Origin of the sequence: Streptomyces sp. ACA25 (assembly GCF_028200735.1) — a bacterium.
GTDB lineage: Bacteria > Actinomycetota > Actinomycetes > Streptomycetales > Streptomycetaceae > Streptomyces.
This window is the reverse complement of the sequence record NZ_JAQKPV010000002.1, coordinates 228,896-255,116: the sequence shown is the minus strand read 5'-3', so window position 1 is coordinate 255,116 and position 26,221 is coordinate 228,896. Positions and strand designations below refer to the sequence as shown.

General features: G+C 72.2%; 27 protein-coding genes and 1 pseudogene. 19 read left to right on the top strand and 9 right to left on the bottom strand.

The window, feature by feature from the left end; genetic code table 11:
- Positions 1–6: 6 nt before the first annotated feature.
- The 6 genes from PJ985_RS04880 (at position 7) to PJ985_RS04855 (ending at position 5,894) form a co-directional block, all read left to right on the top strand.
- Positions 7–1,026: an ABC transporter ATP-binding protein gene (locus PJ985_RS04880; protein WP_271682272.1), complete on the top strand. Its 1,020-nt coding sequence runs from the start codon at positions 7–9 to the stop codon at positions 1,024–1,026.
- Entirely contained in the window at positions 1,019–2,089 is a 1,071-nt protein-coding gene (locus tag PJ985_RS04875) for an ABC transporter ATP-binding protein (RefSeq protein ID WP_271682271.1), read from the top strand. The genes PJ985_RS04880 and PJ985_RS04875 overlap by 8 nt, the downstream gene beginning before the upstream one ends.
- Positions 2,090–2,268: 179 nt before the next feature.
- Positions 2,269–2,463 carry a hypothetical protein gene (locus PJ985_RS04870; protein WP_271682270.1) on the top strand — a complete coding sequence of 65 codons (195 nt, stop codon included), beginning with the start codon at positions 2,269–2,271 and terminating at the stop codon, positions 2,461–2,463.
- Positions 2,464–2,499: 36 nt separating this feature from the next.
- Complete coding sequence (mshB, locus tag PJ985_RS04865) at positions 2,500–3,438, top strand: N-acetyl-1-D-myo-inositol-2-amino-2-deoxy-alpha-D-glucopyranoside deacetylase (protein ID WP_271682269.1); 939 nt, start codon at positions 2,500–2,502, stop codon at positions 3,436–3,438.
- Positions 3,435–3,815, top strand: coding sequence for a DUF6113 family protein (locus PJ985_RS04860; RefSeq protein ID WP_271682268.1), 381 nt, complete (start codon positions 3,435–3,437; stop codon positions 3,813–3,815). Before mshB ends, PJ985_RS04860 begins: the two co-directional genes overlap by 4 nt.
- 156 nt (positions 3,816–3,971) lie before the next feature.
- Positions 3,972–5,894, top strand: a complete 1,923-nt coding sequence (locus tag PJ985_RS04855; protein WP_271682267.1) for a hypothetical protein — start codon at positions 3,972–3,974, stop codon at positions 5,892–5,894.
- 16 nt (positions 5,895–5,910) lie between these two features.
- Here PJ985_RS04855 and PJ985_RS04850 read toward each other — a convergent pair whose 3' ends face one another.
- A complete protein-coding gene (locus tag PJ985_RS04850) occupies positions 5,911–6,912 on the bottom strand; it encodes a GNAT family N-acetyltransferase (RefSeq protein ID WP_271682266.1) in 1,002 nt (333 codons plus the stop codon).
- Positions 6,913–7,052: 140 nt separating this feature from the next.
- On the opposite strand from PJ985_RS04850, the gene fdxA reads away from it, so the two are divergent.
- Both fdxA and dapC read left to right on the top strand, forming a co-directional pair.
- A complete protein-coding gene (gene fdxA, locus PJ985_RS04845) occupies positions 7,053–7,379 on the top strand; it encodes a ferredoxin (protein WP_271682265.1) in 327 nt (108 codons plus the stop codon).
- Positions 7,380–7,519: 140 nt separating this feature from the next.
- The gene (gene dapC / locus PJ985_RS04840; RefSeq protein ID WP_271682264.1) at positions 7,520–8,614 is read left to right on the top strand and encodes a succinyldiaminopimelate transaminase; all 1,095 of its coding nucleotides are present in this window, start codon (positions 7,520–7,522) and stop codon (positions 8,612–8,614) included.
- Between the two features lie 65 nt (positions 8,615–8,679).
- Here dapC and PJ985_RS04835 read toward each other — a convergent pair whose 3' ends face one another.
- A complete protein-coding gene (locus PJ985_RS04835) occupies positions 8,680–9,090 on the bottom strand; it encodes an ATP-binding protein (RefSeq protein WP_271682263.1) in 411 nt (136 codons plus the stop codon).
- Positions 9,091–9,485: 395 nt separating this feature from the next.
- Positions 9,486–10,412, bottom strand: a complete 927-nt coding sequence (locus PJ985_RS04830) for a hypothetical protein (protein ID WP_443033410.1) — start codon at positions 10,410–10,412, stop codon at positions 9,486–9,488.
- Positions 10,413–10,467: 55 nt separating this feature from the next.
- Between PJ985_RS04830 and dapE the strand changes: the two genes are divergently transcribed.
- Together dapE and PJ985_RS04820 are read left to right on the top strand one after the other, a co-directional pair.
- Positions 10,468–11,547, top strand: a complete 1,080-nt coding sequence (gene dapE, locus PJ985_RS04825; RefSeq protein ID WP_271682262.1) for a succinyl-diaminopimelate desuccinylase — start codon at positions 10,468–10,470, stop codon at positions 11,545–11,547.
- 102 nt (positions 11,548–11,649) lie between these two features.
- Positions 11,650–12,393, top strand: coding sequence for a TIGR00730 family Rossman fold protein (locus PJ985_RS04820; protein WP_271682261.1), 744 nt, complete (start codon positions 11,650–11,652; stop codon positions 12,391–12,393).
- A 22-nt stretch (positions 12,394–12,415) separates the two neighbouring features.
- Here the strand turns inward: PJ985_RS04820 and folP are convergent, their stop codons facing one another.
- Complete coding sequence (folP, locus tag PJ985_RS04815) at positions 12,416–13,276, bottom strand: dihydropteroate synthase (protein ID WP_271682260.1); 861 nt, start codon at positions 13,274–13,276, stop codon at positions 12,416–12,418.
- 104 nt (positions 13,277–13,380) lie between these two features.
- Between folP and PJ985_RS04810 the strand changes: the two genes are divergently transcribed.
- Positions 13,381–13,782 (top strand): DivIVA domain-containing protein, encoded by a 402-nt coding sequence (locus PJ985_RS04810; RefSeq protein WP_271682259.1) that lies wholly within the window; start codon positions 13,381–13,383, stop codon positions 13,780–13,782.
- A 61-nt stretch (positions 13,783–13,843) separates the two neighbouring features.
- Here the strand turns inward: PJ985_RS04810 and PJ985_RS04805 are convergent, their stop codons facing one another.
- Positions 13,844–14,638, bottom strand: coding sequence for an enoyl-CoA hydratase/isomerase family protein (locus PJ985_RS04805; protein WP_271682258.1), 795 nt, complete (start codon positions 14,636–14,638; stop codon positions 13,844–13,846).
- 313 nt (positions 14,639–14,951) lie between these two features.
- On the opposite strand from PJ985_RS04805, the gene PJ985_RS04800 reads away from it, so the two are divergent.
- Positions 14,952–15,119 (top strand): DUF3117 domain-containing protein, encoded by a 168-nt coding sequence (locus PJ985_RS04800; RefSeq protein WP_271682257.1) that lies wholly within the window; start codon positions 14,952–14,954, stop codon positions 15,117–15,119.
- A gap of 121 nt (positions 15,120–15,240) precedes the next feature.
- Here PJ985_RS04800 and PJ985_RS04795 read toward each other — a convergent pair whose 3' ends face one another.
- Positions 15,241–15,891, bottom strand: coding sequence for an O-methyltransferase (locus PJ985_RS04795; protein ID WP_271682529.1), 651 nt, complete (start codon positions 15,889–15,891; stop codon positions 15,241–15,243).
- Positions 15,892–16,049: 158 nt separating this feature from the next.
- Here PJ985_RS04795 and sigE point away from each other — a divergent pair, with 158 nt between their 5' ends.
- The 5 genes and pseudogenes from sigE (at position 16,050) to PJ985_RS04770 (ending at position 20,611) form a co-directional block, all read left to right on the top strand.
- Positions 16,050–16,838, top strand: coding sequence for an RNA polymerase sigma factor SigE (gene sigE, locus PJ985_RS04790; RefSeq protein ID WP_271682256.1), 789 nt, complete (start codon positions 16,050–16,052; stop codon positions 16,836–16,838).
- Complete coding sequence (locus PJ985_RS04785) at positions 16,835–17,707, top strand: anti-sigma factor family protein (RefSeq protein ID WP_271682255.1); 873 nt, start codon at positions 16,835–16,837, stop codon at positions 17,705–17,707. The genes sigE and PJ985_RS04785 overlap by 4 nt, the downstream gene beginning before the upstream one ends.
- A pseudogene (locus tag PJ985_RS04780) lies at positions 17,700–19,262 on the top strand (S1C family serine protease); the annotation flags it as partial. The gene PJ985_RS04785 and the pseudogene PJ985_RS04780, both read left to right, overlap by 8 nt.
- A 124-nt stretch (positions 19,263–19,386) precedes the next feature.
- Entirely contained in the window at positions 19,387–19,836 is a 450-nt protein-coding gene (locus PJ985_RS04775) for a sec-independent translocase (RefSeq protein ID WP_271682254.1), read from the top strand.
- 139 nt (positions 19,837–19,975) lie between these two features.
- Positions 19,976–20,611 (top strand): hypothetical protein, encoded by a 636-nt coding sequence (locus tag PJ985_RS04770; RefSeq protein ID WP_271682253.1) that lies wholly within the window; start codon positions 19,976–19,978, stop codon positions 20,609–20,611.
- A gap of 100 nt (positions 20,612–20,711) precedes the next feature.
- On the opposite strand, the gene PJ985_RS04765 is transcribed toward PJ985_RS04770, so the two are convergent.
- Entirely contained in the window at positions 20,712–21,878 is a 1,167-nt protein-coding gene (locus PJ985_RS04765; RefSeq protein WP_271682252.1) for an Mrp/NBP35 family ATP-binding protein, read from the bottom strand.
- 114 nt (positions 21,879–21,992) lie between these two features.
- Here PJ985_RS04765 and PJ985_RS04760 point away from each other — a divergent pair, with 114 nt between their 5' ends.
- The gene (locus PJ985_RS04760) at positions 21,993–22,754 is read left to right on the top strand and encodes a hypothetical protein (protein WP_271682251.1); all 762 of its coding nucleotides are present in this window, start codon (positions 21,993–21,995) and stop codon (positions 22,752–22,754) included.
- Positions 22,755–22,821: 67 nt separating this feature from the next.
- Here the strand turns inward: PJ985_RS04760 and PJ985_RS04755 are convergent, their stop codons facing one another.
- Together PJ985_RS04755 and PJ985_RS04750 are read right to left on the bottom strand one after the other, a co-directional pair.
- Positions 22,822–23,340 (bottom strand): hypothetical protein, encoded by a 519-nt coding sequence (locus PJ985_RS04755; RefSeq protein ID WP_271682250.1) that lies wholly within the window; start codon positions 23,338–23,340, stop codon positions 22,822–22,824.
- Positions 23,341–23,429: 89 nt separating this feature from the next.
- Positions 23,430–24,167 (bottom strand): ferritin-like fold-containing protein, encoded by a 738-nt coding sequence (locus PJ985_RS04750; RefSeq protein ID WP_271682249.1) that lies wholly within the window; start codon positions 24,165–24,167, stop codon positions 23,430–23,432.
- A 245-nt stretch (positions 24,168–24,412) separates the two neighbouring features.
- Between PJ985_RS04750 and PJ985_RS04745 the strand changes: the two genes are divergently transcribed.
- Positions 24,413–26,173 (top strand): DEAD/DEAH box helicase, encoded by a 1,761-nt coding sequence (locus PJ985_RS04745; RefSeq protein ID WP_443033420.1) that lies wholly within the window; start codon positions 24,413–24,415, stop codon positions 26,171–26,173.
- Positions 26,174–26,221 lie beyond the last annotated feature (48 nt).

Below are 26,221 nucleotides of genomic sequence, written 5' to 3'. Positions count from 1 at the left end.
CCGCACATGACCGAGGCGATCAGAACTCCCCGGACCGGCACCTGGGACGGTCCGCTGCTGGACGTGCGGGGCCTGCACGTCACCTTCCGCACCCGGGACGGCGTCGTGAGCGCCGTCAACGGTGTGGACTGCACGGTGGACGCGGGCGAGACGCTGGCCGTGCTGGGGGAGTCGGGATCGGGCAAGTCGGTGGCCGCTCAGGCCATCATGGGCATCCTCGACACGCCCCCCGGCCACATTCCCCGGGGAGAGGTCCTGTTCCGTGGCAGGGATCTGCTGACCCTCGGCCGGGAACAGCGGCGGGCCGTCCGTGGGGAACGGATGGCGATGATTTTCCAGGACGCCTTGTCGGCGTTGAACCCGGTGCTGTCGGTGGGATTTCAGCTGGGGGAAATGTTCCGGGTGCATCGGGGTGCGTCGCGGAAGGAGGCGAAGGCGCGGGCGGTGGAGTTGATGGAGCGGGTGCGGATTCCGGCTGCGCGGGCGCGGGTGAATGACTATCCGCATCAGTTCTCGGGGGGTATGCGGCAGCGGATCATGATTGCGATGGCGCTGGCGCTGGAACCGGATCTCATCATTGCGGACGAGCCGACGACGGCGCTGGATGTGACGGTGCAGGCGCAGGTGATGGAGCTGCTGGCGGAATTGCAGCGGGAATACCGCATGGGTCTGATCCTGATCACGCATGACCTGGGGGTGGTGGCGGATGTGGCGGACAGGATCGCGGTGATGTACGCGGGGCGCATTGTGGAGACAGCCCCGGTGCACGAGTTGTACAAACGGCCGGCGCATCCCTACACGAAAGGGCTGCTGGAGTCGATTCCGCGGCTGGACGACAAGGGCAAGGAGCTCTACGCCATCAAGGGACTCCCGCCCAATCTCCTCAGCATTCCGCCCGGCTGTCCCTTTCACCCGCGCTGTCCGAGGGCCCAGGACATCTGTGTCACCGACCGTCCGCCGCGCTACGGGGCCGGGGAGGGCCGGACCAGCGCCTGCCATTTCTGGAGGGAGACGCTCGATGGGTGAGCCGCACACACCTGCGGGTGCCGGGCCGGCCGGGGACGGCGCGGTACTGCTCGACGTCAGGAAGCTGGTGAAGCACTTTCCGCTCACCCGGGGTGTGGTGTTCCGGCGGCAGGTCGGCAGCGTGCGGGCGGTCGACGGGGTCTCCTTCCGGCTGTACCGGGGCGAGACGCTGGGCATCGTCGGTGAGTCCGGCTGCGGAAAGTCGACCGTGGCCAAGCTGCTGATGAACCTGGAGCAGCCGACCTCCGGGGCGGTCCTCCACAAGGGGGAGGACCTCACCCGGTTGTCGGGGAGGGCGCTGAAGGCGGTGCGCCGAAACATCCAGATGGTGTTCCAGGACCCGTACACCTCGCTGAACCCCCGGATGACGGTGGGTGACATCATCGGTGAGCCGTACGAGATCCACCCCGAGGCGGTTCCCAAAGGTGACCGGCGCCGCCGGGTACGGGAGCTGCTGGACGTGGTGGGGCTCAACCCCGAGTACATCAACCGGTATCCGCACCAGTTCTCCGGCGGCCAGCGTCAGCGCATCGGCATCGCCCGCGGCTTGGCACTCCAGCCCGAGATCATCGTGGCCGACGAGCCGGTCTCCGCGCTCGACGTCTCGGTGCAGGCCCAGGTCATCAACCTGATGGAGCGGCTTCAGGACGAGTTCGGGCTGTCCTATGTCTTCATCGCCCACGACCTGTCCGTGGTGCGGCACATCTCCGACCGGGTGGCGGTCATGTATCTCGGAAAGATCATGGAGATCGGCACGGACACCGAGATCTACGACCATCCGACCCATCCCTACACCCAGGCACTGCTGTCCGCGGTGCCGGTGCCCGATCCGGAGAGCCGGGAAAAGCGCGAGCGCATCATCCTGACCGGCGACGTGCCCTCCCCGGCCGATCCCCCGTCCGGCTGTCCCTTCCGGACCCGCTGCTGGAAGGCGCAGGACAAGTGTGCCCGGGAGGAGCCGCCGCTGCTCGTCCCGGAGACCTTCAGGTACGCGACGGGGCCGGTGAAACACCCCTCGGCCTGCCACTTCGCCGAGGAGAAACCGCACGTGACACATGGCTGAGCGCGGCTTCCGCGGTGCGCCGCGGGCGTGCGCCCCGCATCTGCATCGATGCACCGACACATGCTGTGGCCTGGGTGGTTATGATCCGTGACGCGTGGTGGGTATGACACCGGTAGTTCTCGGACGCATCCGCCGCCGACCCCACCCTCATCCGCACGTGCCCCTGGAGGTAAACCGCCGTGGCCCTCTCCGTATCCGCGGTGCTGCTGCTGGCGATCGTTGTCTTCTTGCTGGTCAAGAAGTCCGGGCTGAAGGCTGTGCACGCGCTCGTCTGTGTCCTGCTCGGTTTCTACCTGGCCAGCTCGAACCTGGCGCCGACGATCAGCGATGTGACCTCCAGCGTGGCAGGCATGATCAGCAACCTGAGCCTCTGAGCGGCGTCCTCCGGGCACCGGCGTAGGCTCGCACGCATGAGATCAGCGGTCCGAAGTCTCCTGCTGGTGCACGCGCACCCCGATGACGAATCGATCGGCAACGGCGTCACCATGGCCCGTTCCGCGGCCGCGGGCGACCACGTGACGCTGGTCACCTGCACGCTGGGTGAGGAGGGCGAGGTCATCCCCCGGGAGTTGGCGTCCCTCGCCCCGGACCGGGACGACCGGCTCGGTCCGCACCGTGCCGGTGAGCTGGCCGCCGCGATGAGGGCGCTGGGCGTCCGGGACCACCGGTTTCTCGGCGGCCGGGGCCGGTGGCGGGATTCCGGGATGATGGGGGCCGGCGGCAACGACCGGCCGGAGGCCTTCTGGCAGGCGGACGTCGACGAGGCGGCCGGTCTGCTGGCCGGGATCATCCGGGAGACGACGCCCCAGGTGATGATCACTTACGGCCCGGACGGCGGTTACGGTCACCCGGACCACATCCAGGCGCACCGGGTGGCGATGCGGGCGGCCGAGATCGCGGCCGGCCCCGGCCCCGAAGCCCACCGTGTCACCCGCATCCTGTGGAACTGCCTGCCCCGCTCCGCGGCCGGGGCCGCGCTCGAGCGGCTGCGGGCCGTGGGGCCGGGGAGGTTCGCGGGAGTGGCCGGCATCGGGGACCTGTCCGGGGTCGGGCCGGACGGTCAGGTTGCTCTCGCTGTGACGGGCAAACCCCGGGAACTGGCTGCCAAGGCGGCCGCGATGCGTGCCCATGCGACGCAGATCGACGTGGAGGACCGGGCGGGGGAGCCGGCGTTCGCCCTGTCCAACGCCCTGGTCCAGCCCCTGTGGTCCACCGAGTACTACCAACTCGCCGCAGGGGAACCCTTCCCTCCCGGGGCGGACGATGTCTTCGCGGGCCTTCCCGGTGCCACCGGCAGGGCGGGAACCTCCGGTACGGCCGAGTCCACCGGCGGGGGGCGGACCCGATGACCGCCGGGCGGCTCGCCGGTTACGCCGCGCTGGGTGTGCTGGGAATCATGGTCGGCGCGGCGGGTTCGCTGGTGCAGGCGGGCTGGTTCCCGCTCGGTCTGCTCCTGGCGCTCGCCGGGGCTGCCGGACTGTTCTGGGGAGGCGCCCTGCTGGCCCGCACGCGTGCGGGGGCGGCGGTTCCGGCCGCCGGCTGGGCCCTGACGGTGCTCGTGCTGACCGCCTCCCGGCCGCAGGGTGACTTCATCTTCGCCGCAGGGGCAGGGAGTTACCTCTTTCTCCTCGGCGGCATGACGACCGCTGTCCTCTGTGCGACGCTGGCCCCCACCGAGCGGCCGATGTTCGCCGTACCCCCTTCCGGGGCCGGCGTGTCCCGCTGACGGAGCCGCCGCCCGCTCGCACAGGCGTGCCGAACAGACTCCGTAATCCCCCTGGGCGAGGTGGAGGACCGGGCGGGCCCCAGTATGGTGGGGGCGCCGCCCGGTCCCGGTCGTGAGCCGGCCGGCTGTGGTGAAGCCAAATCGGGAGAACGTGCCTTGAGTCGTGAAACTGACAGTTCGTCCCCCGGAGCCGGGGGGTGGGAGCCGTACGGCAAGCCCACCGTTCCGGGTGCCGCCGACGGACCGGACACCTCCGCGGTGCCCGAGGAGAAGAAGACCGAGACCACGCTGACCACGCGGATCCGGATCAACATCCCGGGCTCTCGGCCCATCCCGCCGGTCGTCATGCGGGAGACCGTCCAAGGCTCGCCGACGCCCCCGGCCGACCGGAAGGCGGACGTGCCGCCGCCCCGGGCCGAGGGCGGCCCCGGGGCCGGAGAGGCCCCCTCGGGGCCCGGGGCAGCCCGGCCCGGGTCCGGCGGGCCCGGGTCCGGCGGACCCGGCAAGAAGCCCATCAGCTCCTGGTTCGAGCCCCGCAAGCCACCGGCCGGTGGCGGTGACACCCCGCCGGCCGGCACGCCCCGCGGCGACGTCCCGCCGGGTGCCGGGCCCGCGGCGGAGGAACCCCCACCCGGTGGCGGACTGCCTCCGCTGCCCGTGCGGCAGCCCAGCGGCCCCACCACGGGCCCGGGCACCGGCGAGACGCCGCTGCTCCCGCCGCCCCCCGGCGCGTCCGGTCCGCCCGCCCCCCCGTCCCGGCCGCTCCGTGAGGAGGAGCCCGCGGGCCCGCCCGCCGCCCCGTTCGCCGGACAGGCTTTGGGCCTGGGCGCTCCGATGCAGGACGCCGTTCCCTCCCCGGAGCCAGGGCACTTCGCCGGCCCCGGCGCCTCCCCGGAGCCGGGGCCGGGCGCGGAGTCCGCACCTCCCTGGTACGGACAGGATTCCGATCCGGAGGAGACCGCGGCCATGCCCGCACTCTCCGACCCCTACGCAACGGGGGGTGTCCCGCACGTTCCCGGATCGGTGCTGCCCCCGCAGGGCGGAGCGCCGGACCCGTTCCCCCCGTTCGCCGAGTCCGCTCCGCCGCCCCCGCCGGCCCCCGAGGAACGCCCGGTCAAGCGCCGGGGCCGCTCCTTGCTGAAGCTGGCCGGCGCCGGAGTCGTCGGCGTGTTCGTGGTGGCCTACGGTGCCGGCCTGGTGCTCAATCAGGACGACGTGCCCAAGGGCACCACGGTGCTCGGCCACGAGATCGGTGGCGCTTCCGTGCAGGAGGCCGTCAACAGGCTGGACGCCGCGCTGGACCAGTCCGCCAACGCTCCCCTCGTGCTGCTCGTGGGCAACGACGAGCTGGAGCTCAAGCCCGCCGTCGCGGGCCTGACGATCGACACCGAGGCAACCGTGCGGGCCGCGAGCGGGCAGGACTACAACCCGCTCACGGTCATCGGGTCGCTGTTCGGTGCGGAGCGGCAGGTCGCCCCCGAGTTCGCAGTCGACGGCGAGAAACTCGGCGCGGCCCTGACCGACCTCGCCATGGACGAGGACAGCGGTGCCGGGCCGAGGAACGGCTCGATCTCCTTCGAGGGCGGGGTGCCCACCCCCTTCTACGGCGAGGAGGGCACCACCGTCGATGCCGAGGCCGCTGCGCAGGCCGTCGAGGACGCCTACCGGCAGCGGGCCGAGAGCGGTGAGAATCCGCTGGTCGAGGTTCCGGTGACCACTCAGGAGCCGGAGATCGGCCGGGCCGAGGTGGAGCGGGCGATGGAGGAGTTCGCTGAACCCGCGATGTCGGGCCTCGTCACCGTGTCCGCGGGTGGGGTGGCCGCCATCGACTTCAGCCCGGAGTTCTCGCTGCAGCAGTTCGTGTCCATGGAGCCGGTGGACGGCAAGCTGGTGGACAGTTACGACCTGGAGGTCCTGCAGAGCCTGTACGGTTCCCAGTTCGCCAATGTGCTGGTCACCCGGGGAGACGGCAGTCGCACGCCGGTCGGTCCGGAGGATGTCGCCGGTGCCCTGCGGCTGGCGCTCCGGGAGACGGAGCCGGAGAAGAGGGTCGGGATCATCGACCTGGAACCGAACTGACGGGCCGGCGCCATCGTCAGCGGACCGGCCCGGTCCGCTGACGATGCCGGTAGTGATAGTGGTGGTGCACCGCGAACCCCAGCCGCTCGTACAGCCGGTGTGCGGCTTCGTTGTCCCGTTCCACCTGCAGGTAGGCCGCGGACGCGCCCCGGGCGAGCGCGTCCCGTGCCAGTTCGGCCATGACCGCGGTGGCCAGCCCTTCCCTCCGGTGCGCCGGAGCCACCTCGATCGCGGCGAACCCCGCCCAGCGGCCGTCCACCACACAGCGACCCACCGCCGCCGGGTCGGCGCCCCGGCCCGGCACTGTGGCGAAGAAGACATCCGGTCCGGCAGGGAGCACCCGCAGGGCGGCCTCCGGGTGGTCCGCCGCGCGGGGGTACCCGCGCAGCCAGGTGCCGGTCGGTTCGTGCTCCACGACGACCCGGTGGTCCGGTTCCCGGTCGGCGAGCGCCGCCAGCCCGGCGACCAGCAGCACCGCGTGACCCGTCGCCGTCCACCCCTGCCGGTCCAGTTCGGCGGCCAGCAGCTCCCGGCCGGCCGCGGAGCCGGTCGGCAGGTGCAGCTGAGCAGGGAGCCCGCGGGCCGCGTACCAGGAGGTGATCCGGTGGATGTCCGGCTCGCCCGGGCCGCTGGGGACGGCCGAGTTGGCCCGACGGGTCCAGCCGTCGGCCGCCCGGCAGATCCAGTCCCCGATCCTCTCCTGCTCCGGGGCGGGCCAGCCCCGTGCGGCCACCTCGGTCAGTTCCCGCACGTCACCGGCCGGAATTCCCCGCCGCCTCGCCGGAGCTGCGGGCACCACTTTGGCTGCGAACAGGGCACCCTCGGCCAGCCGTACCACTTCGCCGTTCCGCCGGGTGACCCGCAGCACGCCGTCCGTCCACGACGTGAGAACCCCCACTGTGTCGGTGAATCTTGCCGGTTCTGCCCCCGGGCCCGTCTCACTGCGGACGGACACGCGTTTACCCACGTCAGCGGCGCTGATGCGGATTTCTGCCCGTACGCCCGTGGTGAACTCCACTGTATTGATCCGCCCCTCGTGTGCGTCCTGAGTGCCGCACCCGCGATACTAGGCCTGAGCATCGACGACGCCGCGCTCCCGCGCGCCTGGCGGCGGAGCTGCGGAGAACCCCGCCGCCCCTAACGAGGAGGAACGACAGCGTGACCTACGTCATCGCGGAGCCTTGTGTCGACCTTAAGGACAAGGCCTGCATCGAGGAGTGCCCCGTCGACTGCATCTACGAGGGCGAGCGGATGCTCTACATCCACCCCGACGAATGCGTGGACTGCGGAGCGTGCGAGCCGGTCTGCCCTGTCGAGGCCATCTTCTATGAAGATGACACCCCGGAGGAGTGGAAGGACTACTACAAGGCGAACGTCGAGTTCTTCGATGAGCTCGGCTCGCCCGGCGGTGCCAGCAAGCTCGGGCTGATCGAGCGTGACCACCCCCTTGTGGCCGCGCTTCCCCCGCAGAGCCACGAGGAGTGAGCACCGGCCGCTGAGGCCCCTCGCATCCCGTCCCCTGGCCCCGCACGGCGTGTCCGTGCGGGGCCAGGTGTTCGCCCTCCCGCCCCGACCGGCCTCAGCGAACCACCCCGGGCCCGGCACCGCTCAGAAAGAAGCAGCACGTGTCATCCGTCTCCTCACGCCTGCCGGCCTTCCCCTGGGACCGGCTCGAGCCGTACAAGGCCGCCGCGGCGGCGCACCCCCGGGGGATGGTGGACCTGTCCGTCGGTACGCCGGTGGACCCCGTTCCGGCGCTCGTTCAACGGGCGCTCGCCGGAGCGAGCGACCGTCCGGGCTATCCCACCGTGTGGGGCACCGAGGAGCTGCGGGACGCCTTGGTCGCTTGGTGCGGGCGACGTCTGGGAGCCGGACGGCTGGACCATCGCCAGGTGCTGCCGGTGATCGGTTCCAAAGAGCTGGTGGCCTGGCTGCCGACGCAGTTGGGACTCGGCCCGGGAGACCGGGTGGCGTTCCCCCGGCTGGCCTATCCGACGTACGAGGTCGGGGCGAGACTGGCGGGGGCGGAGGCGGTGACGTACGACGACGTCACCGCACTCGACCCGGCCGGGCTGAAGCTGCTCTGGCTGAACTCACCCTCCAACCCCACCGGCCGGGTGCTCTCCGTGGCGGAGCTGCGTGCGGCGGTGGAGTGGGCCAGGGAGCATCGTGTGCTGGTGTTCAGCGACGAGTGCTATCTGGAGCTGGGCTGGGAGGCGGAGCCGGTCTCCGTGCTGCACCCGGACGTGTGTGACGGCAGCACCGAGGGCCTGGTGTCCGTGCACTCGCTGTCCAAGCGGTCGAACCTGGCGGGCTACCGGGCGGCGTTCCTCGCCGGTGACGCGGCGGTGCTGGGCGAGCTGCTGCACATCCGCAAACACGGCGGCATGATGGTGCCCGCCCCGGTGCAGGCAGCCACGGTGGCGGCTCTCCGCGACGACACGCACGTCGCGGAGCAGCGCGAGCGGTACGCCGCCCGCCGGACGGCGCTGCGCGACATGCTGCTGGCGCGGGGCTTCCGGATCGAGCACAGCGAGGCATCGCTCTATCTCTGGGCGACCCGGGACGAGCCTTGCTGGGAGACGGTGGACGAGCTGAGCCGGCACGGTGTGCTGGTCGCTCCCGGCGACTTTTACGGACCTGCCGGTGACCGGTTCGTGCGGGTGGCTCTCACGGCGACGGACGAACGCGTCGCCGAGGCGGTCCGCCGACTGCGATGAGCCGGACGGACCGGCCGCCGGACGGGGCCCGGGAACGCTCCCGGGCCCCGTCCGGCCGGGATGATTCAGATTCCCAGGCTCCCGAGGGGGAGACCGCCCAGCGACCCGGTGTTCGGCAGCCCGCTGCCCATGGCCGACGAGGCGGTTTCGCCGAGGATGGTGCCGGCGTCGCCCGCGGCGCTCCCGGCGGTGTCCTGGGCCACCGGGGTGGCGCTGCGGCCCGCGACACCGACGGTCCGGCCGGCCGCCGGTACGGCGGTCCTGACGGCTTCGCCTCCGGCCTCCCCCGCCAGTTCGGTGGTGGAGTCGGTGACGTCGCCGACCAGGGCGCCGTCGACGTTGCTCAGCCCGCCCAGGTCCGTGGCCTGCGGCAGTGCCGCGGCGCTGGCGGCGCCGGCAGCACCGACGACGGGGGCCGCGCCGGCGGCGAGCACGAGGGCGGCCTTGGCCATGCGGCGCTTCAGGGGGTGGGACATGTTGCTCCTTCGGCGGAGAGATACTCAACTCGGATGATGCGGTGCTGTCCGGCCGGGAAGACCGTCCGGACGCAGTGCCTATCGCCGTGGAGCCCCTTCAGGTTGCGGCCGGGCCAGGTAAAGGCTTGGTAACGCGTCGCATTATCGGCTTCTGTTGTCCTGGTTCACCGACGCTTTCCGAGGACTTCTGAAGAAACGTCACATCGCCGTGCCGGCAGGGAATTCCCGGAGACGCAGAGGGCCGGGCCACCGACTTCCCGGGAGTCCGGAGCACCGAGGATCCACTCGGTCGGGTGAAATGCCGCACGAATGTCCTGGGCCGTTGTAGCGGCTCCCGGTGCCGTCCGTGGAGGGCACCGGCCCGGCCCGGGGCGGCCCACCGGCGGCCCGGTGCGTCACTCCGCGAGGGCGACGGTCAGTCGCAGTTCCGCCGAGGTCCCGCGGGCATCACCCGCATCCGCCCCGCCCGTCTCCTGCCAGCCGCGCGAGGACCGGCGCGCCTCCCAGGTCATCCCCGCGTGGTCGATGCGCGCTATGCCCAGCTCAGCGGAGTGCGCCACCGCCCAGTGCGCCAGTTCCCAGCCCTGCCGCTCATTGCCCGGGGCAACCGGCACGACGACCTCGGCGGGCCCGCCGAGCGGAGCCACCGCCTCCCCGAACTCCCGGCTCAGCCTGCTGGTGATCTCCTCCGGGTCGCCGGCCGCAGGGGGAGTGCCGGGATGGCAGTTGAGCGCCGCCGCCGAACGTCCGGTCAGCGCCGCGGCCAGAGCGGCGGCGTCCGGCTCGTGCTTGGCGTACTCGTCCGGGAAGGCGCTGCGCTGGACCTCCTGGGCAGCCTCGGTCAGCGGCATGTCCAGGTAGTCCGGGACGAGCACCAGGTGATCGTAGAACTTGCCCGAGGCGTAGACAGGATCCATGATCTCCTCCTCGGAGCCCCAGCCCATGGAGGGCCGTTGCTGGAAGAGCCCGAGGGAATCCCGGTCGCCGTAGTCGATGTTGCGCAGGCTGGACTCCTGCATCGCGGTGGCGATGGCTATGGTCACCGCCCTTTCCGGCAGTTCCCGGGCCGAACCCACCGCCTCGATGGTGGCGGCGTTGGCCGCCTGCTGCGGCTGCAGCGTGTAGGGCTCGCCGTCCTCCCGTCCGGCCACCGTGCAGTGCGGTGCCCGGGCGCCGCCCGACTCGTAGTGCACCACCGCGTAAGCCACCAGGCCGAGAAGTACCGCCGCCGCCGAGCCGGCGCGGAACAGCCTGCGGCGGGGCGGCGGCCCGGGAGTGTCCGGGCGCGGGGGACGCGGGGGAGCGGCAGTCGGGGGAGGCACGCGACATAAGGTAACCGGTGCGGGCCCGTACTGCGCCGCGGGTACCCTCGCCTCCATGCAGCGACCCGTACTCGACCTCGGTCCGGACGCGGCCGCGCTCACCGCGCAGCTCGTCGACATCCCCTCGGTCAGCGGTTCCGAGGAGCCGCTCGCCGACGCCGTGGAGACGGCCCTGCGCGCGCTGCCCCACCTGAGGGTGGACCGGTTCGGCAACAACGTCGTGGCCCGTACCGAACTGGGCCGCGCGGAGCGGGTGGTGCTCGCGGGGCACCTCGACACGGTGCCGGTCGCCGGGAACCTGCCGTCCCGGCTCGATGCGGACGGGCTGCTGTGGGGCTGCGGCACCAGCGACATGAAGGCAGGCGTCGCGGTGCAGCTGCGCATCGCCGCGACGCTGTCCGAGCCGAACCGCGACCTGACCTTCGTGTTCTACGACAACGAGGAGGTCGAGGCCGAGCGGAACGGTCTGGGGCACCTCGCCGCAGCACATCCGGAGTGGCTGGCCGCCGACTTCGCGGTGCTCCTCGAGCCGTCCGGCGGGGAGGTCGAGGGCGGCTGCCAGGGCACCCTGCGGATGCTGCTGCTGCTGTCCGGGCAGCGGGCCCACTCGGCCCGGAGCTGGTTGGGGGAGAACGCCGTCCACGCCGCCGCCCCGGTGCTCGGCCGGCTGGCCGGGTACCGGCCCCGGCGCCCGGTGATCGACGGCCTGGAGTACCGCGAGGGCCTGAACGCCGTGCGGATCGAGGGCGGGGTGGCAGGCAATGTCATCCCGGACGCCTGCACCGTGACGGTCAACTACCGCTACGCACCGGACCGCAGCGAGGAGGAGGCGGTGGCGCACGTCATGGAGGTGTTCGAGGGCTGCGGCGTCGCGGAGTACACCGTCGACGACCATTCACCGGGCGCTCTGCCGGGGCTGGGACACCCCGCGGCCCGGGACTTCATGGCGGCGGTGGGCGGCCGGGCCCGGCCGAAGTACGGCTGGACCGACGTGTCCCGGTTCAGCGCCCTCGGCGTGCCCGCGGTCAACTACGGCCCCGGCGACCCGAACCTGGCGCACAAGCGGGACGAGCACGTGGACACCGCGCTCATCCTGCACTGCGAGGAGCGACTGCGGGCCTGGCTCGGTGACTGAGATGTTCCGCCCCGAACGGCTGCCCGTTCGTCCGGCGGCCCGCCGCACTTCACTCCCGGGACGTAACCTGCAGGGGGAAGACCAGGCGCTAAGGAGTACGGAATGAGCATCGGGGAACAGCCTTCCGAGCACCGGGGGGAGCAGCGCCTCGGCCCGGTCGTGCGACGTCGGGGCCAGGTGGTGCCCGGCACCACCGATCAGCGGCTGCTGGACAGCACCGGCCCGTCGGACTGGGTGCACGGTGATCCGTGGCGGGTGCTGCGCATCCAGGCCGAGTTCGTCGAAGGCTTCGGGGCGCTGGCCGAGCTCGGTCCGGCGGTGAGCGTCTTCGGTTCGGCGCGCACGCCTCCGGGCACCGTGGAGTACGACCTGGCGGTCCGGGTCGGCCGCGGGCTGGTGGACGCCGGCTTCGCGGTGATCACCGGCGGTGGGCCGGGTGCGATGGAGGGGGCGAACCGGGGGGCCCGTGAGGGCGGCGGGGTCTCGGTCGGTCTGGGGATCGAGCTGCCCTTCGAGCAAGGGTTGAACTCGCACGTCGATATCGGGGTGAACTTCCGCTATTTCTTCGTCCGGAAGACGATGTTCGTGAAATACGCGCGGGGCTTCGTCGTCCTGCCGGGCGGGTTCGGCACGCTGGACGAGCTGTTCGAGGCGATGACCCTGGTGCAGACCCAGAAGGTGACCCACTTTCCGATCGTGCTCCTCGGCACGGACTACTGGCAGGGCCTGGTCGACTGGATCCGGAGCAAGGTCATCAGCGAGGGCAAGGCGAGCGCCAAGGACGAGAACCTCTTCCACCTCACCGACGATGTCGACGAGGCCGTGGCTCTGGTGACCAAGCCGTGAGCCCCGAGCCCGCCCGGCCCCGTCAGGCGAGGCCGCGGCGGGCCACCCGTGGGGGCCGGTGACCGGCGATGGCCGCCACCATCTCGAGCACCTGGCGGGTCTCGGCCACCTCGTGCACCCGGTAGACCCGGGCACCCAGCCAGGCGGAGACCGCGGTGGTGGCCAGCGTCCCGACCAGCCGTTCCTTCAGCGGGACATCCAGCGTCTCACCGACGAAGTCCTTGTTGGACAGCGATACCAGCACCGGCCAGCCGGTGGCCGTCATCTCGTCGAGCCGGCGGGTGGCCTCCAGGGAGTGCCGGGTGGACTTGCCGAAGTCGTGACCGGGGTCGATGAGGATCGCGTCACGGCGTACGCCGAGCCGCACGGCACGCTCGGCCAGTCCCGCGGTGACCTCCAGGATGTCGGCCATCACGTCCCGGTACGCCACCCGGTGCGGCCGGGTACGGGGCTGCGCCCCGCCGGTGTGCGTGCACACCAGGCCGGCCCCGTGCCGGGCGGCGACCTCGGCGAGCTTCGGATCGACCCCGCCCCAGGCGTCGTTCAGCAGGTCGGCTCCGGCTGCGCAGACGGCTTCCCCGACCTCGTGCCGCCAGGTGTCCACGCTGATCACCACGTCCGGGTGCCGCCGGCGGACCTCGCCGACGAAGCCCACCGTGCGCCGGATCTCCTCGGCGGCGTCCACCGCCGCACCGGGTCCGGCCTTCACCCCTCCGATGTCCACGATCGCGGCACCCTCGTCGACCGCCTGTCCGACCCGGTCCAGCGCCGGCTCGTCGAGGAAGGTCGCGCCCTGGTCGTAGAACGAGTCCGGGGTGCGGTTGACGATGGCCATGATCACCGGTTCGTCGGTCGCAAACTCGCGGGTTCCCAGTCGCAGCATGCAGCGAGGATACGGCGGGGCCCGGACCGTCCGCGGACGGCCGTCTCCGCGGCGTGGGACGATCGACGGCAACAGCAGCCGAGTGAGGGCAAGGGGAGACGGCCGTGTTCTGGTTCTTGATGGCGGTGATGGTCGTGGTGGTGGCCGGCGTCACGCTGGCGGTGCTGGGCAGCGGCGACGGCTCGGGCGGGCCCACGACCGGCGGTCTGCCGGACGCGGAGCCGGACCGGCCGGACGACCCGCTGCCGCGGGACCGTCCGGTCGGACCGGCCGACGTGGTAGCGGTCCGGCTTCCTGTCGCGGCGCGCGGCTACCGCATGGCGGAGGTCGACGATGTGCTGGACCGGCTCGCCGCCGAACTGGCCGAACGCGAGGCCCGGATCACCGAGCTCGAGACCGCACTGTCCGGCGACCGGCCACCGGCGGTACCGGCCTCCGGGGAGGCACCGGGCCTTCCGTCCACGGGAGCCCCGTCCGGCCCGGCCGGTCCGCAGGAACCGCACTGACCTGCGGGAGCGCCGGCCTGCGGGAGCGCCGACCTTGGAGTCGCTGACCGGGGAACCCGGCTCACCTGCCGCGGAAGACCGGCTTTTCCTTGGCCACGAACGCCGCCACCGCCGCGTGGTGGTCCTCGGAGTCACCGGCCCGGACCTGCAGTTCCCCTTCGCGTTCGAGGGACTCCGCCAGGGTGTGCCCCGCCGCGTGGGCGAGCGATTCCTTGATCGCCGCGTAGGCGACCGTCGGGCCTGCGGCCAGCCGGCGGGCGACCTCGGTGGACACCGCTGCGAGCTCCTCGTCGGCGACCACCTGCTGGGCGATTCCCAGCCGCTCCGCCTCCCGGGCGTCGATCTTGCGGGGGAAGAGCAGCAGGTCGGCCGCCCGGCCTGCGCCGATCAGCCGGGGAAGCGTCCAGGACAGCCCGGAGTCCGCCGTCAGAGCGATGCCGGCGAAGGCCGTGGTGAAGGTGGCGCTCTCCGCGACCACTCGGTAGTCGGCGGCCAGCGCGAAGCCCATCCCGGCGCCCGCCGCGACTCCGTTGACGCCTGCCACCACCGGCTTCCGCATCTCCGCGATGGCGTTGACGATCGGGTTGTAGTGGACCGCCACGGTGTTCAGCGCCGAGCCGCCGCCCTGTGACAGCTCCCCGATGTGCTCTTTCAGGTCCTGCCCCACGCAGAAGGCTCGCCCTGAGCCGGTCAGAAGAACGGCCCGTACCTCCGGGTCCTCCGCGGCCCGGTGCAGGGCGGCGCGAAGCGCTTCTTTCGTGGCGATGTCGAGAGCGTTCATCGCCCCGGGGCGGTCCAGCGTGATGGTGGCCAGCTGGTCGGTCACGTCGTAGCGCACGGTGTCGGTGTCAGCCATGCGCCACAGCATGACGCATGTCCGGATCACCGGCAGGTGGTGCCCCGGCCCTCACCCGGCGCCGGTGGCCGTGGGAGGTGAAAGAGTGACGTACGCCATTCTCCGTCGGCGAGGCGCCGGGGAGATCGGTGCGGCAATGCGGCTCCTTCCCCGGATTGCGGCGTTTTGCGGGTACGTGTTGCCGAAGGGATACTCACCGATGTTGGTCATCGGGTCATTCCATGCGGGATAATGGTGAAGAAGCAATCTGTTCGATGCCGGTGACGTCTGGGTTGTCGGCTGCGACGAGCTGGTTTCAGGAAGGGGAACGAGCATGGCGGCCATGAAGCCGCGGACGGGCGATGGCCCGCTCGAGGTGAACAAGGAGGGGCGGGGCATCATCATGCGCGTTCCGCTCGAAGGCGGCGGGCGGCTCGTCGTCGAGCTGACCCCGGACGAAGCGGTCGCACTCGATGAGGAACTGAAGAAGGTGTGCGGCTGACCCCCGCCCACCGGCCTGAATCCTGCTGAGCTGCCCCGGAGCGTTTTCCCTGCGCCCGGGGCAGCGCGGTGCGCGCACCCGGGCCGCGGTCGCGGGGCCGGACATCATCGCGGACCACCGCTCACTTCCTGACCGCGCACAGCAGGCCGTCACCGACGGGGAGCAGCGCGGGTACCAGCTCCTCGCTCTCCCGGATCGTCCACAGCAGCTCCCGCAGTCCGAGCACCTCCGCGGGCTGCGCAGCGGAGTCGACGGTGCGCCCGTCCGCGAAGACGCCGGCGAAACAGACGACGCCGCCCGGGCGCAGCAGGCGCATCGACTCCTCCAGGCAGTACCCGTACCCGTCGCGGTCACCGTCGCAGAACACCAGGTCGTAGCCGCCGTCGGCGAGCCGGGGCAGGACGTCGGAGGCATGGCCGGGGATGAACCGGGCGCGGTTGGCTGCGAAGCCGGCCGCGCGGAACGCCTGCCGGGCGAACTGCTGCCGCTCGGGCTCCATGTCGACGGTGGTCAGGACGCCGTCGGCGCGCATGCCCTGGAGCAGGTAGAGGCCGGATATCCCGGTGCCGGTGCCGATCTCCACCACGGCCTTGGCGCCGGTGCTCGCGGCGAGCATCCGCAGAACGTCCCCGGTACCGGGCGAGACGGTGCGGAGCCCGGCCTCCTGGGCGCGCTCACGAGCCCAGCTCAGGGCCGCCCCCTCGGCGGAATCGGCGTCCGGTGCGCCGTACGCCTCGGCGAACGCCCAGCTCGTCAGCCGATTGCCGGTAATGGCCCTCTCCTGTCCCCGTCTGCCACGCGCTTTGACTGTATCGACTCCCGGGGGGAACCGGACGCGGGGACCGGGCGTTCATCCCACAGCGGAGTCCGCACGGCGCGGACCGCGGGCCGGTCAACAATGCTTATCCGGAGCTAACGGGCGAGGTGGCTATGGTAAGGACTCCACCGGACACCACCAGATCCGACAGGGGAGGTGCGGTCGCGTCCGTGGGCCGGGGAGTGCGCATGCGCTTCCGGAGGTCTGCCGGCGGACCACATTCCGTGACTGACACCGCTGACCGTGCCAAGGCCGCCACCGCCACCGCTGACGGCACCACCGCCACCGCGACATTCGGTACGGGCGCCGATGGTCAGGCGTGGACTCCACCCAGCTGGGAGGAGATCGTCAGCACCCACAGCGCTCGGGTCTACCGGCTCGCCTACCGGCTGACCGGTAATCAGCATGACGCGGAGGACCTCACCCAGGAGGTTTTCGTCCGGGTGTTCCGCTCGCTGTCGACCTACACACCCGGCACGTTCGAGGGCTGGTTGCATCGCATCACCACCAACCTCTTTCTCGACACGGTCCGCCGCAAGCAGCGCATCCGGTTCGACGCGCTCGGTGACGACGCGGCCGAGCGGCTTCCCAGCCGTGAGCCCTCGCCGCAGCAGCACTTCAACGACACCCACTTCGACGCCGACGTCCAGCTCGCCCTGGACACCCTTGCCCCGGATTTCCGGGCCGCGGTGGTGCTCTGTGACATCGAGGGCCTGAGCTATGAGGAGATCGCCACCACGCTCGGGGTGAAGCTGGGCACGGTGCGCAGCCGTATTCACCGTGGCCGTTCGCACCTCCGCAAGGCGCTGCACCACCGGTCGCCGCAGGGGGCGTCGGCGCAGCCGGAGCAGCCCTCTCCGGTGCTGACCGCGGCGCACACCGGGGAAGGCGGATCCGCGTGACCCGTGCCGCAGCGGGCGGCTCCGCGGAGCACCACCTGGGGGACAGCCTGGCCGCCCTGATCGACGGAGAGCTGTGCGACGACAGCCGGGAGCGGGTGCTGGCGCATCTCGCGACCTGCACCGGCTGCAAGGCCGAGGCCGATGCCCAGCGAAGGCTGAAGAGCGTGTTCGCGGACAGCGCGCTGCCGCCTCCCTCGGAGCGGCTCATGGCCCGGCTGCAAGGACTGCCCGCCGCCGGGGACAGCCGGCCCTCGCCCTTCGACGGCAGTCCTTCGGGCGCCGGTTTCGACCTGCTGCCCGGCTCCGGCAGGCCGGAGGACGCGCTCTTCGGCCCGTCCCGGCTGGCGACGGGGGCCGGATTCCGGATCCACGACACCGGTGCTTCGCGGGGACTCCGCGGCCATCGCTTCGCCTTCGCCGCGGCCGGTGCCTTCTCCCTGGCCGCGATCGCGATCGGTGGTGCGCTGACCACCGGCGGAGGAGCGACGCCGACGGCAGGGCCGGGCAGTGACGGCCCGCCCGTGACGGTCGCCAGTGGCCAGACACCCCCGCCCGCGGCATCCCGCCCGCCGGGCCGCGCGGCCGACCGGTCGAGTGAGCAGGCGGACGCGGTGCTGCTGGGCGACAGCGGGCCGCTGGGGGAGACGAACCCCTGGCCCGCGGTGGTCATGCCGCAGCCCGTCATCGGCCCGCAGCTGCCGGCCCTGCTGGTGACCCCGCAGAGTCCTCCGCACTCACCGGTTCCGGGACCGGTGGCCGGCCCGCTGCCCGCTCCGGGGGCGTCCGAGCCCGCGCCGGCCACTCCACCGCCCGTACCCCGGCCGAGTGCGAGCGTGCCCGGCGTGCTCGACGCAGTGAGTCCGCGCTGAAGTCGCTTCCCGGACCTGGTTGAATCCAGAGCCGGGAACAGGGCAGGCGGACACGATGGGGACAGCCATGGATGAGGGGCAGAGCAACTCCGGGGGAGATTTCCCGGACCGGCCGGAGGGCTCCGGACCTCTGCACGGGCCGGACCCCTACGGAACCCCGCCGTACGGCCGGCCGGGGCCGTGGGCCCCGGCGCCGCCGGTGCAGCGCCCCCTCCCGACTCCGCCCGGGGGCACGCCGCTGCCGCCGGGCGCGACGGCCGCACCTCCGCCGCCCGGCCGGGCCCAGGAGCCGGCCCCTCCGGGGCCCGTTCCGCCCGGTGTGCCGCTGCGCCGCTACGACCCCTGGGCGCCCGTCAGCACCGGTTCCGTGTTCCCGGGCGGAGGGCCGGCACCCGGCGGCCCGGGAGGTGGGGACACGCCTCGCCTCGACGCCGTGCCGCCCGGGAAACCCGGTCGTGCCAGGCTGCTGACCGGGGCGCTGATCGTCGCGCTGGCCGCCGGTACGGTGGGCGGGGCGGTCGGCGTCCAGCTGGAGCGCAACGGGGCCTTCAGCGAGGTCAGGCTGGAGCAGACCGCGGTGGAGGACCGGGACGCGGCCCCCGGCACCGTCGCGGGCATCGCTGAGGCGGTGCTGCCGGGAGTGGTCACGCTGCATGTGCGGGGAGGTGGTTCCGGCGGCACCGGTACCGGCTTCGTCCTCGACGATCAGGGCCACATCCTCACCAATGCGCACGTGGTGCGCCCGGCCGGCTCGGGCGGCCGGATACAGGTGACCTTCAGCAGCGGGGACACCGTCCGTGCGGAGATCATCGGCCAGGACAGCGGGTACGACCTTGCTGTGGTGAAGGTCACCGGTGTCTCCGGGCTCAGCCCGTTGCCGCTGGGCGACTCCGACATGGTGCGGGTCGGTGACCCGGTGGTTGCTTTCGGGGCCCCCTTCGACCTCGACGGAACCGTCACCGCGGGCATCATCAGCGCCACCGACCGGCCGATCACCGCGGGCGGAGCACGGGACGGCGGGGACGTCTCCTACGTGAACGCGCTGCAGACCGATGCCCCGATCAACCCCGGCAATTCCGGTGGGCCGCTGGTGGACGCGGACGGCCGGGTCGTCGGAATCAACAGTGCGATCCGCACCCCCGAACTCGACCAGGGCCCGGAGAACCCCGACGACGCCCGGGCCGGCAGCGTCGGGCTCGGGTTCGCGATTCCGGTCAACCAGGGCAAGCGGGTCGCCGAGCAGTTGATCAACACCGGTCGCGCCACCCATCCGGTCATCGGAGTGAAGCTGGACATGGGCTACGCCGGTGAGGGAGCCCGGGTGGCCGGGGGCACCGGAGGGCCGGCGGTCGTGCCCGGAGGGCCCGCCGCTGCCGCCGGAGTCAGGGAGGGGGACGTCATCACCGCGGTGAACGGTGACCGGGTGCGCAGTGGCGAGGAGCTCATCGTACGGGTCCGCGGATACCACCCGGGTGATGAGCTGCGGCTGACGCTCGAGCGGGACGGGCGGGAGGAGTTCCTGTCGGTGACTCTGGGCGAGGCGAGCGACGACTGACCTGGTGCTTCGGCTTCCGCCCCGGCTCCCGGCCGCCGGGAGGCTCCCGCCGGCCGTCCGGGGCGAGTACCGTTGCCCTCGGCTAGTGCTGCCGGGTCCGTGCCTGCGATGAGGGAGCTGTCAGGTGTTCTTCGATATTGGGTCGCTGGAGTTCATCGCGCTCATCATTCTGGCCATCCTGGTCTTCGGGCCGGACAAGCTGCCGAAGATGATCCAGGACGCGGCGCGCTTCGTGCGGAAGGTGCGGGACTTCTCCGACACCGCGAAGCGGGACATCCGAGCCGAGTTGGGGCCTGAGTTCAAGGACTTCGAGTTCGATGACCTCAACCCGAAGCGGTTCGCGAAGAAGCACCTGCTGGACAACGACCAGCTCGGACTCAAGGAGCTCCGCAGCGGCCTGGACGTCCGCAAGGAGCTGACCGAGGTGTCCGACGCCGTGAACGGGCGGGCGCCCGCACCGAAGCCGGGTGACGGGGCCGGTGGGGTGCGGCTCACCAAGGACGAGGCCCCGGCCGCGGGGCCGTCCGCCACGCCGAAATCCGAGGCCCCGCCATTCGACGCCGACGCCACCTGATGGGGGATTCGGGCGGTTTCCCGGGTGTTTGCCGCTTCTGTGCGGTGGGCATGCCCGACCCGCCGCGCCTGAATGACTATCCTCACGTGTGTCCGGGAGGTTCCCGTCCGGACACCCCGTGAGGAGGAGGCGTCCGCGCATGGAGACGACGAGCCGGCTTGAGCCGCACACTGCCCGGAGGCTGTCCGGAGCGCGCCCCGCAGCGGACGGCTACCGGGCGGCAGGCTTCCCCTGGTACGGCCTCGACGAAGCGTTCTCCGGTCCGCGGTGGCTGCTGCGGGTGGGGAAGGCCGCCGACGGGTCCGTGGAGTACGGCTCCACCGGACACGGGGAGGAGCCCTCGCTGCGCGGTGAGCCGGGCGAGCAGCACTTCGCGGTGGTGATCACGGTGGCGAACCGCCCCGTCCGCCCCAGTCCGGACGGCACAGGGGTGCTGGACGCCACCTCGGTCGGCTCTGCCGCCTGGCTGGCAGGGTCCGGACTCCTGGCGTGCACGTGGCCGACCCAGATGGAGCGCATCCTCCGCGAGGACTGGCTGGAGCAGCAGACCGTCCTGGCGTGGGACCTGGCCGACAACCTGGAAGGCGGGGACTGGACGGCCCTGTCGCTGCCGGTGGACGGCACACCGACCGACTTCCACTACCGCGAGTCGACCTACGGCTGGGTCCTGGCCGGGGCCGCCCCCGACGGTACCCACCTCGGGGCGTACGGCCGGGGGATGAGCGCCTACGGGTTGGGGTTCGCGGTGATCGGCGACCTCGGGGCCTACGCCTGACGGAGCGGCGCGGAAGGCACCGCGCGCTGAGCGGGCGGTGCACCTCGAAGTCAACCGGTGCGGATGCCGGTCCCGCGATGCCTGTCCCGCGCGGAGCCGATCAGAACTTGTTGCGCGGGGTCACACCCAGCGACATCCCGGCCAGCCCGCGCTTCCGGCTCCCCAGGGCGGAGGCCACGTTGCGGATGGCGGTGCCCGCGGCCGAGTCGGGGTCGGTCAGGACGACGGGCTTCCCCTCGTCCCCACCCTCCCGCAGCCGGACGTCGATCGGGATCGAGCCGAGGACCGGGACGTCGGTGCCGGTGGTGCGGGTGAGGCCCTCGGCCACCTGACGGCCGCCGCCCGTGCCGAAGATGTCGACCATCTCGTCGCAGTGCGGGCACGGCAGGCCGGACATGTTCTCCACGACACCCACGATCTTCTGGTGGGTCTGCACCGCGATGGAACCGGCGCGCTCGGCAACCTCGGCGGCGGCCTGCTGCGGGGTGGTCACCACGAGGATCTCGGCATTCGGAATGAGCTGGGCAACCGAGATGGCGATGTCACCGGTCCCCGGAGGAAGGTCCAGCAGCAGCACGTCGAGGTCACCCCAGAAGACGTCGGCGAGGAACTGCTGGAGCGCCCGGTGCAGCATCGGGCCGCGCCACACCACCGGTGCGTTGCCGGGGGTGAACATGCCGATGGAGATGACCTTCACGCCGTGCGCGGACGGCGGCATGATCATGTCTTCCACCTGGGTGGGCCGCGCGTCGGTGCCGAGCATCCGGGGCACCGAGTGGCCGTAGATGTCGGCGTCCACGACGCCGACCTTCAGCCCGTCCGCCGCCATCGCCGCGGCGATGTTGACCGTCACCGAGGACTTGCCGACCCCGCCCTTGCCGGAGGCCACGCAGTACACCCGGGTGAGGGACCCCGGCTGGGCGAACGGGACCTCCCGCTCGGTCTTGCCGCCGCGCAGCATGGAGGCCAGCTCCTTGCGCTGCTCGTCACTCATCACGTCGAGCTCGACCTCGACCCCGGTGACCCCCGCGACCCCGCGCACGGCCGTGGACACGTTCGAGGTGATGGTCTCCCGCATGGGGCAGCCGGAGACGGTCAGGTAGACCCCCACCGCGACGGAGCCGTCCGCCGCCACCTCGACCGACTTCACCATGCCGAGGTCGGTGATGGGGCGGTGGATCTCCGGGTCGTTCACCGTGGCGAGGGCGGCGCGGACCGCTTCCTCGGTCGGCACGGCGTCAGTCGCAACGGGGGTGTCGGTAGCCATGTACCCGATGGTACGGCCCGCCCACTCCATACGGGACCGGCCCTGGGCGTTGCCCGGGACGCCGGGTACGCTGCGGCTCCCGACCCAGGTGAACTCGAGGGAGTGGCAGGCGACGTGACCGTACGAGCCCGCAGGTGGCGCTCCGGCGTGGGGGGCGCACTGTGCGCCGGACTGGCCGCCGTGCTCATCGGATGCGGTTCCCCGGATCCGGACGAGGGCACCAATGGGCTCGCCCAGTTGCCGGCGGAGACCATAGAGGACCGCGCCCGGGAGGCGGCCGGGGACGCGGAGGCGCTGCGGCTGTCCGGCAGCGTCGTGACCGAGGGCGGCTCCTTCCGCCTCGACATGAGGCTGGGGCCGGAGGGCGGCATCGGCGAGGTCTCCACCCAGGGGACCACCTTCGAACTGCTGCGGGTCGGCGAGGAGCTGTTCATCAAGGCCGATGCCGCGTTCTGGGAGCACCAGCAGGTGGACTCCGAGGAGGAGGCCGGCCTCGACAGCAGCCCTGCCGACAAGCTGGTCGGCAAGTACGTGAAGGTTGCCCCGGAAGATCCGGCATACGAGCAGCTGAGCGGCTTCACGGACAAGAGCGTGATGCTGGAGGGGCTGCTCACCCTGGAGGGCGAGCGCCGGACCGGGGAGCGCGGTGAGCTCGGCGGGGTGCAGACCATCCAGGTGGTGGCGAGCGAGGGAGCCGGCGGAGTGATGGAAATCTCACTCATCGGCACCCCCTATCCGATGCGCCTGGCCCGCGGCGGGGAGGCCGGTGAACTGAGGATGGCCGACTGGAACAAGGAGTTCACCCTGCGGGCCCCCAAGGAGGACCAGGTCGTCGACTACGGGGACCAGATCCTCAAGGCCGGTCCCGAGGACTGACCGCGCAGGCCTTCGCGCCGGCTCCGCAGGCACGGAACACCCACGGCTGTGCGGCCCGCGGAGGCGTTCAGCGGGTGGCGCGGCGCCGGACCGGAAGGCCGGTGGGCAGCGGACCCCGGGTGGTGTTGGGGGTGGGCAACGGAGGAGCTGCTCCGGAGTCCTGCGGCAGCTGCCCGGGCCGCTGCGAGGGCGGCCCGGACGGCTCGAGACGGAGCAGCCGGCACTCCCGTGCCCAGCGCTCGGTCAGCTGTTCCGTGTCCGGAGCGTTCAGCCGCTTGCCCCGGAGCTCCTCGGCGGTCGCCCGCCAGAGCTCCCCGTCCGGCACCGGCTCGCGCACCACCGCCGGCCAGACCACCAGCCGGCCGCCCTTGTCCTTGCTGCGGACACTGACCGTGGCGGGGCCGCCGTCGGCCAGGCCCAGCCCGTCCAGCGGCTGCTCACCGGGACCGCCGACCAGGCAGACCGCCCCGTCGTGCCAGAGGTGCCACAGCGCCCGGGCGGGCCCCTGCGGGCCCCGGACCCAGACCAGCCCGGACTTCTTGGCGGATTCCTCGATCAGGGCCCGATCCAGCGGTGTCACGTCCATGGCGAGAGCCTACGAGAGCGGGCGCCGGTCCACGAGGGGGTCCGGCCGGGCCGGGTGCCCGGCCCCCGCCGCCACGGCCGTGACCGGAATCACGAGGCCAGGCCCAGGGCCGCCATCCGGCGGGTGTGGGCCTCGGTGATGCGGGAGAACATCCGGCCGATCTCCGCCAGGTCGAAGCCGTCCGCGACGCCGCCCACCAGCATGGTGGACAGCGCGTCCCGGTCGGCGACCACGCGCTGCGCCTGGGAGAGCGCTTCGCCCATCAGCCGCCGGGCCCACAGCGCGAGCCGGCCCCCGAGCCGGGGGTCGGCTTCGATGGCCGCCCGCACTTTGTCCACCGCGAACGCGGCGTAGCCGGTGTCGTCGAGCACACGCAGCATCAGTGACCGGGTGTCGGTGTCCAGCCGGGCGGCGACCTCCCGGTAGAAGTCGGCCGCGATCGCGTCCCCCACGTGGGCCTTGACCAGGCCCTCCAGCCAGTCGGAGGGTGCGGTGAGCCGGTGGAACTCGTCCAGGGCAGCGGCGAACGGCTCCATGGCCGCCGTCGGCTTCTCGTCGATCGCGGTCAGCCGCTCGGTGAGCCGCTCGAAATGGTGGAACTCGGCCGCGGCCATCCGCGCCAGCGCGGCTTTGTCGTCGAGGGACGGGGCGAGCTTCGCGTCCTCCGCGAGCCGCTCGAAGGCCGCGAGCTCGCCGTAGGCCAGGGCGCCCAGCAGGTCGACGACGGCTGCGCGGTACCGTGGATCTGCGGATGCCTGAGCCCAGTCCTGGGCGGCGATCTCCCCTGACGTGTCGGATCCGGCAGCTGGATTCTCGGGCGTCTCCATGGTCCGCAGAATAGCCCTCACCGGGCCCCGGCCGATCACACCTGACACATATGCGCGGATCCGGGGTACAGTGATATAGGCCCCCGGTCGACGGTGGGTCACATTCCTATCCGGAGCCCCTGGGAACGACCAGGGCTCCCGCGGATGCCCGGTCGGTGGCCCGATCGGCTCCGACCCGACCGCCCCCACGCGGATGTGAGTCCGTGTGAAGGACCCCGCTCGCGCGGTGCATGCGCTTGAGCGAGATGACCGGGTCCCGCGCCGGACGGCCTCCCTGGGCCGTCGCCCAACGGCACGGTGACACAGACCCGCCTCGCCGCCGTGTTTCGCGTCACACAGAAGAGGCAAGCATCCTGTCCACCACATTTCGAGACCTCGGAATTCTGGCAGAGACGGCCGAGGCCCTGGAGGCCGTCGGCATCGTCACGCCGTTCCCCATCCAGGAGCTCACCCTTCCCGTCGCCCTGGCCGGCTCCGACGTCATCGGCCAGGCCAAGACCGGCACGGGGAAGACTCTCGGATTCGGGCTGCCCGTCCTGGAAACCGTCACCGTTCCCGCCGACGTCGAAGCCGGCCGGGCCCGCCCCGAGCAGCTGACGGAAGCCCCGCAGGCGCTCATTGTCGTGCCCACCCGTGAACTGTGCCAGCAGGTCACCAATGACCTGCAGACCGCCGGCAAGGCCCGCAACGTCCGCGTGCTGGCCATTTACGGCGGCCGGGCCTACGAGCCGCAGGTCGAGGCGCTGCGGAAGGGCGTCGACGTGGTCGTCGGCACCCCTGGCCGGCTTCTCGACCTGGCCGGCCAGAAGAAGCTCGACCTGTCGGCGGTGCGGGCGCTCGTCCTGGACGAGGCCGACGAGATGCTCGACCTGGGCTTCCTGCCCGACGTCGAGAAGATCATCAAGCTGTTGCCCGCGAAGCGCCAGACCATGCTGTTCTCGGCCACCATGCCGGGGCAGGTCATTTCGCTGGCCCGCCGCTACATGACGCGTCCCACCCACATCCGGGCCACCTCCCCGGAAGGTGAGGGCCAGACCGTCGCCAACACCAAGCAGCACGCCTTCCGCGCGCACTCCATGGACAAGGTGGAGATGCTCTCGCGCATTCTGCAGGCCGACGGGCGCGGGCTTGTCATGGTCTTCTGCCGCACCAAGCGCACCGCCGCCGATGTCGCCGACCAGCTGAGCCGCCGTGGCTTCGCCGCCGGCGCCGTGCACGGCGATCTCGGGCAGGGTGCCCGGGAGCAGGCGCTGCGGGCTTTCCGCAACGGCAAGGTCGATGTCCTGGTCTGCACGGATGTCGCCGCGCGGGGCATCGATGTGGACGGCGTCACCCATGTGGTCAACTACCAGTCGCCGGAGGACGAGAAGACCTATCTGCACCGCATCGGCCGCACCGGCCGGGCGGGAGCGAAGGGCATCGCGGTCACCCTGGTGGACTGGGACGACATCCCCCGCTGGCAGCTGATCAACAAGGCGCTGGACCTGGGGCTCCCCGACCCGCCGGAGACCTACTCCACCTCTCCGCACCTGCGTGAGGCGTTGAGCATCCCCGAGGGCATCAAGGGCGTGCTGCCGCGTGCCGAACGGACCCGTGCCGGGCTGGGCGCGGAGGAGCTCGAGGACCTCGGCGGGACCGACCGCCGCCGGGGCGGCCGGGACAGCGACCGCGGCGCAGCCGAGGAGGCACCGAAGAGCACCCGGGCCCCCCGTCAGCGCCGCCGCACCCGCGGGGGCTCTCCGGCCGAGGCGACGGCCGGCCCGAGCACCGGCGCCGGTCCGGACGCCGCCCCCGCCGAGGCCGCGGAGGGTGCGGCCGGTCCGCGCCGCCCGCGCCGCCGCCGTCGTACCCGGGCCGGGGCCGCGACCGCTCCTCCCCAGCAGCAGGAGACGTCCGCCGGCCCTTCGGGCTCGTCCGGAGAGGTCACCCCGGACGCCCCCGCCCCGTCGCGCCGTCGTCGCACCCGGGGCGGAAGCGGCACCCCGGCCGCACCCTCCGAGGGCTGACCTCGGGCACAACCCTCCCCCGGGACCGCACCTCCCGTCCCGGGGCGC

Coding starts and splice junctions, on each gene's coding strand:
- PJ985_RS04880 (WP_271682272.1), top strand. CDS start 7: ATGACCGAGGCGATCAGAACTCCCCGGACCGGCACCTGGGACGGTCCG.
- PJ985_RS04750 (WP_271682249.1), bottom strand. CDS start 24,167: ATGGAGACGCCCGAGAATCCAGCTGCCGGATCCGACACGTCAGGGGAG.
- PJ985_RS04875 (WP_271682271.1), top strand. CDS start 1,019: ATGGGTGAGCCGCACACACCTGCGGGTGCCGGGCCGGCCGGGGACGGC.
- PJ985_RS04765 (WP_271682252.1), bottom strand. CDS start 21,878: ATGGCTACCGACACCCCCGTTGCGACTGACGCCGTGCCGACCGAGGAA.
- mshB (WP_271682269.1), top strand. CDS start 2,500: ATGAGATCAGCGGTCCGAAGTCTCCTGCTGGTGCACGCGCACCCCGAT.
- PJ985_RS04755 (WP_271682250.1), bottom strand. CDS start 23,340: ATGGACGTGACACCGCTGGATCGGGCCCTGATCGAGGAATCCGCCAAG.
- PJ985_RS04800 (WP_271682257.1), top strand. CDS start 14,952: ATGGCGGCCATGAAGCCGCGGACGGGCGATGGCCCGCTCGAGGTGAAC.
- folP (WP_271682260.1), bottom strand. CDS start 13,276: ATGCTGCGACTGGGAACCCGCGAGTTTGCGACCGACGAACCGGTGATC.
- dapE (WP_271682262.1), top strand. CDS start 10,468: ATGCAGCGACCCGTACTCGACCTCGGTCCGGACGCGGCCGCGCTCACC.
- PJ985_RS04745 (WP_443033420.1), top strand. CDS start 24,413: ATGACCGGGTCCCGCGCCGGACGGCCTCCCTGGGCCGTCGCCCAACGG.
- PJ985_RS04820 (WP_271682261.1), top strand. CDS start 11,650: ATGAGCATCGGGGAACAGCCTTCCGAGCACCGGGGGGAGCAGCGCCTC.
- PJ985_RS04835 (WP_271682263.1), bottom strand. CDS start 9,090: ATGTCCCACCCCCTGAAGCGCCGCATGGCCAAGGCCGCCCTCGTGCTC.
- PJ985_RS04860 (WP_271682268.1), top strand. CDS start 3,435: ATGACCGCCGGGCGGCTCGCCGGTTACGCCGCGCTGGGTGTGCTGGGA.
- sigE (WP_271682256.1), top strand. CDS start 16,050: ATGGTAAGGACTCCACCGGACACCACCAGATCCGACAGGGGAGGTGCG.
- PJ985_RS04770 (WP_271682253.1), top strand. CDS start 19,976: ATGGAGACGACGAGCCGGCTTGAGCCGCACACTGCCCGGAGGCTGTCC.
- PJ985_RS04805 (WP_271682258.1), bottom strand. CDS start 14,638: ATGGCTGACACCGACACCGTGCGCTACGACGTGACCGACCAGCTGGCC.